Here is a 15,698-nt window from a genome sequence, read left to right on the forward strand (position 1 = left end):
ACAGAACCCGGGAATGCCGTTTAAAACGGTATGCCCAGGTTTACATAGGGTATTACCTTCTTCGACTGTTCTGAATACATGGCGCTTATTTCCAGCGGGCCTAACAGGAAGTTATAGCCAAATGTAAGCGAGTAGCCAGACAGGTAGCCTGCGCGGTTACTGCGGGCGTTGGAGGTAACAATATCATGATACAGCAGATTGGCGCGGCCGGTGAGGAAGATGCTGCTGAACATCTGATACCGTACACCCAGCTGTACATTGGCCACACTGCTGGAATAACGGGTGCCTTCGTTCAGGCCTGCAAATAATATCTGATTGCGGAATTCATTGCTTAAGCCGCCTACGTAATAAGCGTTCAACGGGCCCATTTTATCCATGAAGTTAAAGCCCGCCTGTATATGTTCAATCAACGTTACACGTTGTGATATGGGTACATAATGATCGAACAGGAAGGTAGTGCGGGCGAAGGCACCGAAGCTGAAACCGAGCGTATCATTGCTTTGTTCTTTACCATTGCGGTAAAAGTTTACCCGTGGGTCGGCGGAATATACCCTGCCTGCTTCCAGATGAAGGCGGATGCCTTTACGGGGGTATACATTATTGCTGAGTGTATTGTATTTAAAGAATGCGTAGGTATTGTTCTGCTGATTGTTGCCTTTTACCTCCAGCACGTTATTGGTGGATATGGAGGGCGTATAAGTGAATGCTTCAAAACGATGACCTACCCCTAAGGACATCTTTCTGGCCAGTGCTACCGATAAGTTAGATTCTGCTTTAAAGTACAGTTGCTGGTATACACCATCGCGTATGCTGTTGGTATTATACGTGTTAAAACCTATCTGTTCTAACTGTACCAGGGCATTTAGCGATACCTGGTTTAAACGGTCAAGGTATTGCAGATGCTCCCCGCGTATGCGCATGTTTTCACCCACATTTACAGATACCAGGCTGCGGGAGCGGGAGAACGGTACAAAAAAGTCGCGCGAGGTAAGGTTGCCAATAAGGCTGATACCGCTGAAGGTGTTATAATGTATACCCAGTTTGGCAAACGTAAGCGGATGCTCCTGTGCGGTAAATATAATTTTAGCGGTAGTATCTGTTAGAGGTTCCAGACGGTAAATTATTTTCTGATAATAACGGGTACCAAATGCCACCCGTATATGCTCGTTCAGCGATTCAGGCGTGTACCACCGGTTGCGCACAAACTGCATCAGGCTCAGGAAAAAATAACGGTTGGTACGCTGCAGGCCTTCAATGGCATAATCAGTAATTTTTACCTCACGCACAGCGGGGAGGGGCTTTACCTTTTCTTTTTCCGGGCCATACAGGCGGTTGAGTGAGTCGGCCATGCGTTTAAACACCGGATACATCTGCCGTCCGGTTTCAATGCCCTCATCAATAATATCGTTTGAAGAACTAAAGCTACCCATACTGTAGTTTTCCAACGGGTGGTTTATATATACCTGACACAACTGTTTTTCCTTATTGGTGTTCTCATCTTCCCGGAAAAAAGCAATCTGTAACAGTATCTGAAATACGTTGTTGATCTTCTCTTTGGGAAGTAAGCCACCCGATACGTTGCTGCCAATAACAATATCAGCCCCCATATCAAGTGCATCATGTACCGGAAAGTTGCGCACAATACCCCCATCTACCAGTTTACGCCCCTGGTATTCTACTGCAGTAAACACGCTGGGTATGGCCATACTGGAGCGCACTGCCGAAACTATTTCGCCTTTGTCCAGCGCCACCGCCTGCCCGCTGGAAACATCTGTGGCAATACAGCGGAATTTTTTTGGCAGCTTTAAAAAATCTTTGATGTTATAAACGGGGAAGAAAAATTCGCTGAATTTTAACCACAGTTCTTCCGATTCCAGCATACCACTGGGGAGGCGGAACCCATTATTTACCCAGGGTAACTCCACCGCATACTTATCATATTCCTCTTTTTCTTCCATACCCATAGAGTGCAGCGAGGCGGAGTTGGAAAGCATCAGATCCCAGTTAACACAACGGGCTATTTTTTCTATGGTATCAGCGGTATAGCCCGAGGCGTACAGGCCGCCAATGATGCTGCCCATGCTGGTTCCGGTAACATAGTCTATTTTTAAACCTGCGGAATCAATGGCTTTAAGAATGCCTATATGTGCAAGCCCTTTGGCACCGCCACCGCTGAGGGTTATACCCAGCTGTGGTCTTGTACGTTGTTTGGGCTGGGATGCAGCAAAAATTGGTACACATAGGATGATAAAAAGTATTGGGCGGTAGTAGTGCATAAAGTAACCTAAACTACTGAATTTAAACGTAAAAATATGCCAAAGCCCCGAATGCTTTTGTAATATTGCCACATGAGTAATGCGTTGATAATAAACATAGGCAAACTGGTAAATGTACGCAACGAATATCCTTTATTAAAAGGGGAGGCGCTGGCGGTTTTACCGGTATTGGAAAATGTATGGCTGCGTGTTACCGGCGGCAGAATTGCCGGCATGGGAAGCATGCAGCAATGGGAGGCCGCACCCGGAGAAAACATAATAGACGCCAAAGGGGGCGCCGTGCTGCCTGGCTGGTGCGACAGCCATACCCATATAGTATTTGCTGCTACCAGAGAAGACGAGTTTGTGGATAAGATAAAGGGCCTGAGTTATGCAGAAATTGCTGCCAAAGGCGGTGGTATTGTAAACTCTGCACGCCGGTTACGGCAAACTACCGAAGAAGAATTGTTTGAAAGTGCATGGCAGCGCTTACACAAGCTGATACAACAAGGCACTGCCGCTATTGAAATTAAAAGTGGCTATGGTTTAACGGTGGCAGATGAATTAAAAATGCTGCGGGTAATACGCCGGTTAAAACAGCAATCGCCCATACCTGTAAAAGCCACTTTTTTGGGCGCACACGCTGTACCGGAAGAATACAAAGGAAATACAGATGGTTATGTTGACCTGATTATACAGGAAATGTTACCGGCCATTGCCGCAGAGCAACTGGCAGATTATATAGATGTGTTTTGCGAAAACGGCTTTTTCTCTGCCGCGCAAACCATACGTGTGTGCGAAGCCGGTATAAAACATGGTTTGCTGCCTAAAATACACGCCAATCAGTTAAGTTTATCAGGCGGTGTACAGGCAGGTGTTCAGCTGGGCGCTGTTAGTGTTGACCATCTGGAAACCATGGATGATGCTGCTATTCAAACATTGGCCGGCAGCAATACCATAGGTACACTGCTGCCCTCTGCTGCCTTTTTTCTGCGCATGGCTTTTCAGCCTGCCCGGCAACTGATCAGCGCTGGTTGCGCGGTGGCGCTTGCCAGCGATTACAACCCGGGCTCCAGCCCCTCCGGTAACATGAACCTGGTAGTGGCTATGAGCTGTATTCAAATGAAAATGCTGCCCGAAGAAGCACTGAATGCTGCTACCATTAATGGCGCCTATGCCATGCAGCTGGAACATGAAGTTGGTTCCATTACCGTTGGTAAACTGGCCAACCTGATTATAACCCAACCCTTACCCTCGCTGGCATATCTGCCGTATTCGTTCGGAGACAATCTGATTGAAAAAGTAATGGTAGGGGGGAATATATGGGCATAAAAAAGAAACAACCGGCAGATAATTTATTTACCGCCAGCCTGGAAAACAGGCTTACACTGGTGTACGGGCAGGAGGAAATGTGCCTGGGTTTTCTGGTAGATCTTTTTAACCAGGTGCGCCCCCGTAAGCTAAAGCGTATGCCCGGTGCGGAAGTGCGGCTGCAAAAGCTGATAATGCAATTGCAGGAAAACCCGTTATTACTGAATAACCTGCATGTTGCCATTGCCACGGTGCTTGCCCATACCGATTTTGTGCCTGCGCTTACAGATAGCGGCATGCTGCTGTCCAGAGGTTTTGTACAGGAGTTTTCTTCGCGGTTAAGCCATAAGCTGCTGCCTGCATTGCCAAAGGAGAATGAGTTTACGTATATCATAAACCGCATCTTTTACCTGCCTACGGATTATTTGTGGGTGGAAGCGATTGACCGTAATGCGTGGAAGATGTTTTTTGAACTGCTGAACATTACCGTAGATCAGCAATCTGTTGCTTTACAGCAGCAGATAACCAAAGCCCTTACTATTCTTTCTTATAAGGTAGCCAACCTTTCTATGGAGCCGGAAGTGGCGCGGCTGTTACCGGAAGAACTACAGCAGCAAAACCCGTTTATACGGCAAAACCACATTATTCACCAGCTGAATACCAAAGAGGAACACCGGATACCGGAAGAATACGGACTGGCGGGCGTGGGCGATTTAAACCGGTTGCTGGAAGAGTGTATACAGGTGGCACAATACATACGGGAGCAGCAGGCGGTACGTGGTGCCAGCCTTGCACTGAGTTATATGACGCTGGTGATGACGTATTGCCTGGAGCGGATGAAAATGCTGGCGGAGATACTGGACAACAGTAAAAACCTGAATACAGACCGGTTGGTAGATGTGCTGAGGCTGGAAGTGCGTTATGAAAAACGAAAAAACAGCATCCGCGAATTATTCTCGCAAAGCTTTGGATACATAGCTTACCAGATAGCCGAGCATAAAAGCACCAAAGGCGATAAGTATATTACCACCACCCGCACGCAGTATTATAAAATGATAGCCAGCGCCATGTGGGGCGGGTTAATAGTATGCCTGATAGTGTTGTTTAAAAACCTGCTGGGTAAGCTGCACTTTTTGCCTGTATGGTCTGGCGTGGCTTATAGTGTTAACTACAGCCTGGGGTTTGTAGCTATTGAAGAAACCGGCAGTACCCTGGCTACCAAGCAACCCGCGTTTACGGCCAGTGCAGTAGCGGGCTCGCTGGATACGCGGAGGAATGAACAGCCCAACCTTTACAACCTGGCTGTTACGGTAGCGCGTGTAGTGCGTAGTCAGTTTGCTTCTTTTTTTGGCAACCTGATTGTGGTATTTCCGGTTACCTATGGTATAGCGTGGATATTCGATCTCTGTTTTGGCCATCCGCTGGCAGAGGGGGCCGCAGCCATGAAGCTGCTGAACGATCAGCACCCCTGGAAAAGCCTTTCATTACTATACGCTGCCAACACCGGTGTGTTTTTGTTTATCAGCGGGTTAATAGCCGGGTTTATTCAGAATAAGATACAGTACAGCCGGGTGGCAGAGCGTTTGCAGATGCACCCGGGTATGCGGCGCACCATGGCGGCAGACCGGTTGGCAAAACTGGCGCATTATATAGAACACCATGCCGGTAGCCTTACCGGTAATATTATCCTGGGCTTTTTCCTGGGCATGTCGGGCATTATAGTAAAGCTGTTTGGTATTCCGTTCGATATACGGCACATCACCATTTCGGCAGGCAACGTAGCCATAGGTGCTTATGGCATAGGCATTCAGCACCTGCACTGGCGCTTTTTGCTGGAGGTAATAGCCGGTGTACTGGCTATAGGGTTTGTAAACTTTATGGTAAGCTTTTCGCTGGCCTTTATAGTTGCCGTAAAATCGCGCGGTATTCAATTGAAGGATTATCCGGAATTTATAAGGATATTGTGGCGCTATTTTAAAAAGTACCCTTTAGACTTTATCCGGCCCCGCAAGGGCGGCGGTGCAAACATTGCTTAAGCCAGTAAAACGAAAACTATGCAACACTTGAAGCTTTACAAAAAGGATGACATTTTAGCTATTACAAGAATCAGAAAGTTTGAAACAAAGCTGGGGGAATGTGTACAGGTATTAAGGGATATTACTAACATAGAAGCTTCATTATTAGGCAACGATGCCACGTATATTGTGGTAGGCGTTCCGGAAGATATTGGGGTAAAAGCCAATTTGGGAGCGGGTGGTGCAGATACTGCCTGGCTGCCGTTTTTACGTGCTTTTCTGAACATTCAGAGCAATGACTTTTTAAATGGCGAAGAGGTAATGGTGCTGGGCCATTTTGATTTTTCGGATATCAGCAATCTGATAGAGGGCAATGCGCTTACGCCCGATGAAAAGATAGAAGCCTGCCGCCACGCGGTGCGTACTATTGATGATGAGGTAGAGAATATTGTAAAACTGATTACCCAGTGCGGTAAAATACCTATTATAATAGGAGGTGGGCATAACAACGCTTACCCATGTATAAAGGGCGCTGCCAAAGGGCTGCACAAATCCGGCTTACTGCCTATTGCTCAAATCAATGCTATTAACCTGGATGCACATGCAGACTACCGCCCGGCCGAGGGCAGGCACAGCGGCAATGCTTTCCGCTATGCCGAGGAAGATGGCTATCTGGAGAAATACTGTATGCTGGGGCTACACGAAAATTATCTTACGCAGAATACATGGGTGGATATTGTAAACAATCCTTTTATGGATGTGATTACTTATGAAGACATTTTTCTGCATGAGAAGTATACTTTTTTACAGGCCATTGCCCACGCAGCTGCTTTTACTGAAGATACTTATTGTGGCATAGAACTGGATCTGGACAGTATTGAACAAACCCTGGCCAGCGCCGTAACGCCCGCAGGTATACAGCCTTTACACGCGCGGCAGTATGTACACTATGCTGCCATGGATACCAAAGTAGCTTACCTGCACATTTGTGAGGGTGCTACCCAACTGGCAGATGGCAGAAGGGATGATTCTACCGGTAAACTGATCAGCTACCTGGTATCTGACTTTGTAAAAAGCCGCGAAGCGGTGCTGAACGGAGCACCGGAAGAATAGATTGTATTTAAACAAAACAGCCTCTGAAATTATTCAGAGGCTGTTTTGCTATATCAATTCAATTATAAACAGCTGCTATTCCATACTGGCCACCTTCTCAAACAAGGTTTCATATTCCTTATTAGCGGCGGTTAATTTCTGCTGTACTTCTTTGTATTGTTTTTCCAGTGCGGAAAACTTGTTTTTATCGGAGTAAAAGTCAGGATTGCCCATATCGGCTTCCAGTTTTCTGGCTTCGGTTTGTATTCTGGCCAAATCCTGCTCTGCTTTGCTGAACTGTTTCTGAATGCGCTGCTGCTCTTTTTTCTGATCCTGGTCCAGGGCTGGTTTGGCAGCTTTGGGGGCAGGGGCGGCGGGTGCATTTTTAGCAGTGTCTTTTGCTGCGTTGCCAGATTCTTTTTCCTGAGCGCGTTGCTGTTTGGCCATACGCTCTTTCCACTCCATATACTCGGTATAGGTGCCTTTAAACTCCTTAATCTCGTGGTCTATAATTTCCCATATTTTGTTGGCCGCGCGGGAAATGAAGAAACGGTCGTGGCTTACAAAAATCAGGCTGCCCTCGTATTTGTTCAGGGCGTCTGCCAGCAGTTCCACGCTATGCATGTCCAGGTGGTTGGTAGGTTCGTCCAACATCAGAAAGTTGGCTTTACTTACAATTACCTTGGCCAGTGCTACTCTTGCTTTTTCACCACCGCTTAATACTTTAATACGTTTATCGGTATCATCGCCACCAAACAGAAAACAACCCAGCAGGGAGCGTAACTCCATTTCGGTTTTTCCGCTGCGGGCGGTTTGCATTTCTTCCAGTATAGTATTGTTCAGGTCTAAAGCCTCCAGCTGGTGCTGGGCGTAGAAGCTGGATTCTACGTTATGCCCCCATACGCGCTCACCGGTGTAGCTTTCTGTACCGGCTATAATGCGCAGTACGGTAGATTTACCTTTACCGTTGGCACCAATCAGGGCAATTTTATCGCCCCTTTCAATTTCGGCCACCGCACCGGATATAATGATGTTTTCGCCAAACTGCTTATCTACGCCTTTCAGGTCAACCAGCACCTTTCCCGGCTGCTTGTCAATCTGAAAGTTAATGCGCAGGTTGGGCCTTTCAATTTCCACCTGTTCAATACGGTCAATTTTATCCAGGCGCTTCATGGCACTTTGTGCGGCGGCAGCCTTACTGGCTTTAGCCTTAAAGCGCTCAATAAAACGTTCCTGCTGGCGTATATAGTCCTGCTGGTTTTCGTAGGCACGCTGCTGCATTTCCACACGAATTACCTTTTCCTTTTCGTAGTAATCGTAGTTGCCGCTGTAAATATGCAGTTCCTGCTGGTACAGGTCTACAATTTTGTTTACCATGCGGTTGAGGAAGTATTTATCGTGGCTCACAATTACCACACTACCCTGGTAATGGGTCAGGTATTTTTCCAGCCATTCAATAGAAGGTAAGTCAAGGTGGTTGGTAGGTTCATCCAGCAGCAGTACATCCGGCGCCTGCAGAATCATTTTGGCTAACAGCACGCGCATACGCCAGCCACCACTGAATTCTTTATAAGGGCGGTTGATATCGGCGTTGGTAAAGCCCAGGCCGTGCAGCACTTCCTCGGTACGGTGGTGAATGGTATAGCCACCCAGCACTTCCAGCTCGTGCAGTTTATCGGTATATTGTTCCAGCAGCTTTTCATCGCCGGTGGCTTCCAGCTGCTGACCCAGTTCTTCAATTTCTTTTTCCAGCTGTTTTACACGCTCAAAAGCGCCCATGGCCACTTCCAGTATAGAGTCGTGGGTATCAAAACTCAGCAGATCCTGATGCAGGTAACCAATGGTTACGCCACGTCCTTTTTCTACTGTTCCTACCGAAGGGGTGTATTGGCCTACCAGCAGTTTAAGCATGGTAGACTTTCCGGTTCCGTTATAGCCAATCAGGCCAATTCTGTCTCCCGGATGAATATGCCAGGTGGCATCTGCAACTATTACACGCGCTCCAAACTCAAATGTGACGTTATTAAGTCCTATTAGCATACCGTAAATCGAATAAAATTGCCGCAAAGCTAACAGAAAAGATGCGGAAAGCTGCAATCATCCTTCTATATTGCTGTGCTAACAGTTTTTTGATAAAAAACGAGGGGTGCTTTAGAAATATTCTTTATTTTCATTGGTAATAACCTGTTGATTATTAATTGCCTTAAACCTGAATAAACCACTATTAAACCAATCGTATGGCCATTAATCTGCAAAAAGGACAGCGAATTGACATCGGGCTGTCGAAAATAAGCGTAGGACTGGGATGGAATCCGAATGAAGGTACCGGAGCTTCTTTTGATCTGGATGCTTCTGCTTTTATGATTGACGGGAACCGTTTGATTCCTCAGGACGAATTTTTTGTGTTTTACGGAAACACCGATTCACCGGATGGTGCCGTGCATCATACCGGCGATGACCCTACCGGAGGCAACAGTGCCGATGGAGATGATGAAACCATTAATATTGACCTTACCAAAGTAGATGCCCGTATAGAAGAAATTCTTTTTGTGGTAACCATTCACGATGCGGCTGCCCGCAGGCAGAATTTTGGTCAGGTACGTAAATCTTACATCCGTATTGTGGATGATTCCGGCAACACCGAGATTGCGAAATACGAGCTGGGAGAAGATTTTTCTATTGAAACCGGCGTAGAGTTCGGCCGTTTGTATAAGAAAGATAACAAGTGGCGTTTTGAAGCTTCGGGCATCGGCTACAACGAAGATCTTTCTTTCTTCCTGAGCAAGTATTTCAAAGGACAAATTATCAAGTAACCTAAACTCCACACACATATGGCAATCAGCCTGGTAAAAGGTCAGACCATTGACCTGAGAAAAAACGATAGCGGCGACAGCTTTGACTTATCTACAGTAACCATAGGCCTGGGCTGGGATATGAAGCAGAAAAACGGTGGCGGCGGCTTTCTGGGCAAGCTGTTTGGCGGCCAGAAAGAAGAAGAGTTTGATCTGGATGCAGTAGCCTTTCTGCTCGATAGCAATGGCAAAGTAGCTAACCTGGGCCGTTCCGTAACTACTACCGGTGGCAGAACGGTGGGTTTGTATGAAGGAGATGTTATCTTCTTCAACTCTATGAAGCACCCTTCGGGCCATATATGGTTAACCGGCGATAACAGAACCGGTGCGGGTGATGGCGATGATGAACAGATTATTGTAAAACTGAACGATCTGGATGCGCGGTACGACCGTATTCTGTTTCTGGTAACCATTTACCAGGGCAGGCAGAAGAACCAGCACTTTGGTATGGTTGATAATGCTTTTATACGCGCGGTAGATAAATCGGGCAAAGAAATTGCGCGCTTTAGCCTGTCTGGCGAAGCAGCTTTCAACAATATGTCTTCCATGGTGTTTGCAGAAGTGTACCGGAAAGATGGTTCCTGGAAATTCCGCGCATTGGGCGAACCTCATCCGGGCGACAGTTTTATTGAAATACTGAAAAAATATGCGTATAATTCTTAAGCGTTTCTAACTATTGCTCTGGTATGCCTGTTTATAAACACTATTCGTTTGATTTGTGGCTTACGTTAATCAGATCCAATCCTGCTTTTAAAGCGGAGCGGGCAGTGTATTTTCACAGGCACCTGAACAGTATGCAAAAAACGCTGGAAGAAGTGAAAGCCATTTTCAGACAGGTTGATCTGATGTGCAACGCCATTAACGAGAAAACCGGGAACAATATTGACGCGGAAGAAATGTACCTGATGGTGATTTCGCTGCTCAACCCTGTTCCCGGTTACCTGCAACAGATAGATACTGCTGCGCTGTACCGGGAAATGGAACAACTGGTATTTAACTATATGCCCGGTGTATATAGTGCAGATACCCTACCCGCGCTGCAAACCCTATGTGAGCAGGGTGGGTGCACACTCAATATTCTCAGCAACACCGGTTTTATAAAAGGCAGTACGTTGCGGCAGGTGTTACAGCATATTCAGCTGGACCGCTATTTTAATTTTCAGTTATATTCCGATGAGTGGGGCATGTCTAAACCCAATCAGGCATTTTTTGTGCAGATGATTCAGAAGGCAGGAGAACATCAGTTACAGGCGGGCATTGCGGCACATGAAATTATTCATATAGGCGATAACCCACTGGCCGATATACAGGGCGCGCAGGCGGCCGGTATACACTCTTTGCTCATCAACTCTAATCATTTAACCATCTCCAATCTCATGAACTGATGTTTTTTACTTTTTCCCTACACAAAATACAAACACACGACCGGTTTGCCTTTGAACCGGCGGAGTACAGCCGCTTTAAGTTTGGCTGTGGCTGGGCTGCACGCAGGTTTGGCGCGCAGCTGGCACAGGCGTTTATTGAGCAGTACCTGAAAACCGGCGTATTAAACAAACAGCTGGTGGTAGCGCCCAGTCCGTATGCCTTTATACCCACCGCCACCTTTGCACTGAAAAACTATTTTGTATTTGAGCTGAACCGCTGGCTGGCCGAAAACGACCTGCCTGTGGTACAGGAAACCAAAGTACACCGCAAAACCAGTTACAAGGAAGATTACGGCGCGCTGAATGCAGAGGAACGTATGCAGCTGATAGGGCAGGACTCGTTTCATATTGACCGGGCTTTTCTGGAAGATAAAACCGTGCTGTTTCTGGATGATATACGCATTACGGGCAGCCACGAGCGTATGATACTGAAAATGGTGCAGGAGTACCAGCTGAATAACGATATGGGCTTGCTGTACTTTGCAGAGCTCACTAATCCTGATATTCATCCGAATATCGAAAACCACCTTAATTATTTTGAGGTAAAGGATATTTTTGATCTGGAGCCTATTATTGAAAGCAGGCACTTTTTTATCAATACCCGTATTGTAAAATATATACTCAACTACGAATCTGCCCCTTTCCGCATATTTCTACAGAACCGGACGGATGAGTTTGTGCATAACCTGTACAACATGGCCCTGGGCAACAGCTACCATATGGTAGAGGCATACCTGCCTAACCTGCACTGCATCAGGGATTATATTTATACCAACAATTTTAAACTGATACACAATGGCAATTAATCTGCAAAAAGGACAACGTGAAGTAATTAGTGTTCCAAAGTTTACCATCGGCCTGGGATGGGATACCAATAACAGTGCTTCGGGCAGCAGTTTTGACCTGGATACTTCTGTGTTTATTCTGGGTGAGAACAAGAAGATTTTATCGGATGCGCATTTTGTTTTCTATAATAACCTCAAATCTCCTGATGGCGCGGTAGAGCATACCGGCGATAACCTTACTGGTGCAGGTGATGGTGATGATGAGCAGATTAAGATTGACCTGACGAAGATTGATGCTTCTGTAAGCGAAATCTGCGTGGTGGTAACCATTCACGAAGCAGAAGCGAGAAGGCAGAATTTTGGACAGGTAAGAAACTCTTTTATCCGCGTATTTGATGCTGCTACCAACAACAACATTCTGAAGTACGAGCTGGAAGAAGATTTTTCTATTGAAACTGCGGTAGAGTTTGGCCGTATTTACAAGCGTAACAACGAGTGGAAGTTTGAAGCGGTAGGCATTGGTATGAAAGGTGGTTTACAGGATTATTTAAACAAATACAACTAAGCAATACGTTATGGCAATTAATTTACAGAAAGGACAGCGCATTAACCTGGCAAAGAGTGATGGCAGCAAACTGCAGAACGTATGTGTTGGTATTAACTGGGGCGCTATTGAAAAAAAGGGCTTCTTTGGTTTAAGCAAATCTAAGGAAGCGGTAGACCTGGATGGCAGCTGCGCGCTGTATAACGACAATAAACAACTGGTAGACGTAGTATATTTCAGAAACCTGATATCGAAAGACAGGGCGGTAAAGCACAGCGGCGACGACCTTACGGGCGATTTGAATGGAAACGACGGGCTGGACAATGAAGTAATTACACTGAACTTTGCCGGTTTACAGTCCGACATCAGCTATGCAGCATTTGTGCTGAACAGCTTTCGCGGGCACGATTTTGCCAATATCCCTTTTGCTTCTATCCGTATTTACGAAGGCACCCCTTCCCGCGTAACGGAAGTATTTGCCACTTACGATATAGCCAACGGGCCTGGTTTTGCCGGCCACGTTTCTATGGTAATGGGTGTGTTTTATAAAAAGAACGGGGAGTGGAAGTTTAATGCCATTGGCGAGCCCACAAAAGATACAAATCTGGAGCAGACCGTAGCAACGGTTTCTCAGAACTATTTATAACAATCCAACCTAAAAAGCCTGTTGATGGAAACAAATTCCAACCTTCCTGTTGCAACCAATGCAACAGCGCCGAGAATAGATAAAGATGGCAACGTTGATCTGTCGCTGGTTACTGCCGAAGAAGCGAAGCGACTGAGTGAGCTGAGTAAGGGGTTAAACCCGGCCGACTCCAATTCTATTCTGAACTATGGAGCTGATACCCAGAATACGATGGAGAAGTACAGCAACCAGTTTCTGAGTTCTGTACGTACCTATAATTCCGGCGAAGTAGGCGAGCTGATTAACAACCTGCTTACCGAGCTGAACTATATTGATGTGGATGAACTGGAGCAAACCGGTTTTAAGCGTTTTATATCGGGTATTCCGTTGCTGAAGCGGCTGGTGGTAGATGTGAAAAAGATGTTTCAGAAGTATGATACGGTAGTGAACAACGTAGACAAAATTACCAACCAGATTAAGGCGGGCAGGCTGAATGCTATTAAAGACAACAGTTCGTTACAAACGATGTTTGACAGCAATGTAACGTACGGTAAGCAAATGGAAGATCTGATCATATCTGGTTTGTTAAAGCACAAAGAGCTGAGCGAACAGCTGGCTCAGATGGAAGCCAACCCCGGTAACTATCAGGACTACCAGATTGCAGATATGCGTGAGTTTGTAATACGGTTAGACAAGCGTTTGGCCGATATGAAAATTGTACGCTTTATTATGCTGCAGTCGCTGGCGCAGATACGGGTGGTACAAAACAACAACACGGCTATTGCCGAAAAGGCGCAGTCTATTGTATCTACCACCATACCGGTGTGGAAAAACCAGCTGACAATAGCGGTAGCGCTGCAAAGGCAGAAAGCCAATGTGGAGATACAGAAAAAAGTATCGGATACTACCAACACCATTCTGCAGAAGAATGCCGAGTTGCTGAAGCAGAACAGTATTGAAGTGGCCAGGGAAAATGAGAAAACAGTAGTATCTATCGAAACCCTGAAGAAAACCACTTCCTCACTGATAGAAACGCTGAACGAAGTAAAACGTATTCACGATGAGGGTACACAAAACCGTAAGGTATTAAACAACGAACTGCAAAGCCTGGAAGCAGAGCTGAAAAAGAACGTAACAGCTATTAAATAGTGTGTAGGATGGAGGAAGAGCGGAAGCAGATATTGAATGAATCTAATCACGTCATTGGCAGGCTACAGTTAATGTCAGCCTTTTTTGAAGACGAGATTGTTTACAGGATATACCTGCGTACCCAGGTAATTCACCGGTTGTTTGAATCGAACCCGGAACTGGATATGCACAAGCTCGACCTCTTTCACCTGCAGTTTACCGAGTCGGTTTTAGAACTGTTGCGGAAAGTAAAAAAGAAGAACGAAAAGAATGTAGTACTCATTTTTGAGGAAATGGAGCTGAACAGGAGCATGATTACCCGCCTGCAAACGGAGCTGTTTGAAGAGCAGCAGTACGAGCGGGAGCGGGCCGGTCAGGTACAGAAAATCAGCAGCAGTATCAGTAATCTGTACCAGAACCTGGCAGATTTAAGTACGGATATCCCTTTTCCTAAAGACATTGCAAAGTTTTCGGAAACGTACGCGCAGGAATACTTTACAGAAATACCGCTAACCCTGCTGGAAACGCTGATTCGTTTTCACCCCGATGAGGTGTACCAGAATGGTTACGGTATTATTCATAAAAAGCTGATGGGGCTGCAATGCAAGCATCGTTTTGGCAACCAGTGGATGGGGGGATTGCGGTGCCGCCAGCAAACGCTGGAGTTGTATAAGATGAACGACCTGGACAGGTTTTTTCTGTATTACCCCGTGCGCAACCTGCTGCTGTTTCTGGAACCGGCACAGCTGGAAGGGGTGGAGCTGGCAGAACCCATTTCTAAAAAAGCAAGGTTTATACAGGAGCTGGCCGCCGGCAACGAAGCCCTGGAACAGAGTATTGACGACAGAAAGAAACAGCTGCCGGCAGAAATTCAGAAGCTGCTGGAAGAATATCATTCCAAAATAGCCGACATTGATTTTCTGGAAACCAACAATTTTGATGTGCAGGCGAATATTTTAAAAACGATGCTGAACACAGACGGACTGTAAGGTCTGCTGCCGGCGCTATAAAAAAGAAATTATGAGACGACTTCCTGTGTATCTGTTGCTGGACACCTCCGGTTCTATGAACGGGGCGCCCATTGAGGCCGTTAAAAACGGGGTACAGGTAATGCTCAACAGCCTGCGGCAGAACCCACAGGCTATTGAAACTGCCTGGCTAAGCGTTATTACTTTTGATAGTACCGCCCGGCAACTGGTACCGCTTACAGACCTGTCTTCCTTTCAGATGCCTTCTATTACTGCCTCCGGTACTACCGCGTTTGGGCAGGCTTTGCGGCTGGTAGCTTCGTGTATTGACCGGGAAGTGGCGCTTACTACTGCCGAGCAGAAGGGCGACTGGAAACCGCTGGTGTTTATTATGACGGATGGCGTGCCTACCGACGACTGGAATACTGCACTGCCAGAGTTTCAGAAACGCAAAACCGCTTTTACCGTTGCCTGTGCGGCCGGTAATGGGGCAGACAGTGCGGTGCTGAAACAGGTAACCCCTAATGTGGTAAGGCTGGATACGGTTGATACCAACAGCATAGGCCAGTTTTTTACCTGGGTATCTGCTTCTATCGGTGTTTCCTCTACCCGCATTGAAGATACCGGTAAAGAGGTAACCGGCCTGGATGAACTGCCGCCACCGCCTGCCGAATTAAATATTGTAGTGTAAGCCAATTA

Annotated in this window: 14 protein-coding genes; 12 read left to right on the forward strand and 2 right to left on the reverse strand. The window is 46.5% G+C overall.

Annotated features, from left to right (window positions below; translation table 11 throughout):
- Positions 1-20: 20 nt before the first annotated feature.
- Entirely contained in the window at positions 21-2,276 is a 2,256-nt protein-coding gene (locus IEY13_RS14845) for a patatin-like phospholipase family protein (RefSeq protein WP_188953447.1), read from the reverse strand.
- Between the two features lie 72 nt (positions 2,277-2,348).
- Here IEY13_RS14845 and hutI point away from each other — a divergent pair, with 72 nt between their 5' ends.
- From hutI to IEY13_RS14860, 3 genes are read left to right on the forward strand one after another with little or no spacing between them, the layout of a single operon-like run.
- The gene (gene hutI, locus IEY13_RS14850; protein WP_188953449.1) at positions 2,349-3,587 is read left to right on the forward strand and encodes an imidazolonepropionase; all 1,239 of its coding nucleotides are present in this window, start codon (positions 2,349-2,351) and stop codon (positions 3,585-3,587) included.
- Positions 3,578-5,602 (forward strand): site-specific recombinase, encoded by a 2,025-nt coding sequence (locus IEY13_RS14855; protein ID WP_188953451.1) that lies wholly within the window; start codon positions 3,578-3,580, stop codon positions 5,600-5,602. Before hutI ends, IEY13_RS14855 begins: the two co-directional genes overlap by 10 nt.
- A gap of 18 nt (positions 5,603-5,620) precedes the next feature.
- Positions 5,621-6,694, forward strand: coding sequence for an arginase family protein (locus IEY13_RS14860; RefSeq protein WP_188953453.1), 1,074 nt, complete (start codon positions 5,621-5,623; stop codon positions 6,692-6,694).
- A 75-nt stretch (positions 6,695-6,769) separates the two neighbouring features.
- Here the strand turns inward: IEY13_RS14860 and IEY13_RS14865 are convergent, their stop codons facing one another.
- Entirely contained in the window at positions 6,770-8,713 is a 1,944-nt protein-coding gene (locus IEY13_RS14865; protein WP_188953455.1) for an ABC-F family ATP-binding cassette domain-containing protein, read from the reverse strand.
- Between the two features lie 197 nt (positions 8,714-8,910).
- Between IEY13_RS14865 and IEY13_RS14870 the strand changes: the two genes are divergently transcribed.
- From IEY13_RS14870 to IEY13_RS14910, 9 genes are read left to right on the forward strand one after another with little or no spacing between them, the layout of a single operon-like run.
- The gene (locus tag IEY13_RS14870) at positions 8,911-9,486 is read left to right on the forward strand and encodes a TerD family protein (protein ID WP_188953457.1); all 576 of its coding nucleotides are present in this window, start codon (positions 8,911-8,913) and stop codon (positions 9,484-9,486) included.
- Positions 9,487-9,504: 18 nt separating this feature from the next.
- Positions 9,505-10,188 (forward strand): TerD family protein, encoded by a 684-nt coding sequence (locus IEY13_RS14875; protein WP_188953459.1) that lies wholly within the window; start codon positions 9,505-9,507, stop codon positions 10,186-10,188.
- Positions 10,189-10,211: 23 nt separating this feature from the next.
- On the forward strand, positions 10,212-10,910 hold the full coding sequence (locus IEY13_RS14880; RefSeq protein ID WP_188953461.1) for an HAD family hydrolase: 699 nt from the start codon (positions 10,212-10,214) through the stop codon (positions 10,908-10,910).
- A complete protein-coding gene (locus tag IEY13_RS14885) occupies positions 10,910-11,755 on the forward strand; it encodes a phosphoribosyltransferase family protein (protein ID WP_229687876.1) in 846 nt (281 codons plus the stop codon). The genes IEY13_RS14880 and IEY13_RS14885 overlap by 1 nt, the downstream gene beginning before the upstream one ends.
- Entirely contained in the window at positions 11,745-12,299 is a 555-nt protein-coding gene (locus tag IEY13_RS14890; RefSeq protein ID WP_188953463.1) for a TerD family protein, read from the forward strand. The genes IEY13_RS14885 and IEY13_RS14890 overlap by 11 nt, the downstream gene beginning before the upstream one ends.
- Before the next feature lie 10 nt (positions 12,300-12,309).
- Positions 12,310-12,924: a TerD family protein gene (locus IEY13_RS14895; protein ID WP_188953465.1), complete on the forward strand. Its 615-nt coding sequence runs from the start codon at positions 12,310-12,312 to the stop codon at positions 12,922-12,924.
- Positions 12,925-12,948: 24 nt separating this feature from the next.
- Positions 12,949-14,052 carry a toxic anion resistance protein gene (locus tag IEY13_RS14900; protein ID WP_188953468.1) on the forward strand — a complete coding sequence of 368 codons (1,104 nt, stop codon included), beginning with the start codon at positions 12,949-12,951 and terminating at the stop codon, positions 14,050-14,052.
- Between the two features lie 8 nt (positions 14,053-14,060).
- Positions 14,061-15,020, forward strand: coding sequence for a hypothetical protein (locus IEY13_RS14905; protein ID WP_188953470.1), 960 nt, complete (start codon positions 14,061-14,063; stop codon positions 15,018-15,020).
- Positions 15,021-15,051: 31 nt separating this feature from the next.
- Positions 15,052-15,690: a vWA domain-containing protein gene (locus IEY13_RS14910; RefSeq protein WP_188953472.1), complete on the forward strand. Its 639-nt coding sequence runs from the start codon at positions 15,052-15,054 to the stop codon at positions 15,688-15,690.
- Positions 15,691-15,698: the final 8 nt, after the last annotated feature.

Source organism: Filimonas zeae, assembly GCF_014641615.1.
GTDB classification, from domain to species: Bacteria; Bacteroidota; Bacteroidia; order Chitinophagales; family Chitinophagaceae; genus Filimonas; species Filimonas zeae.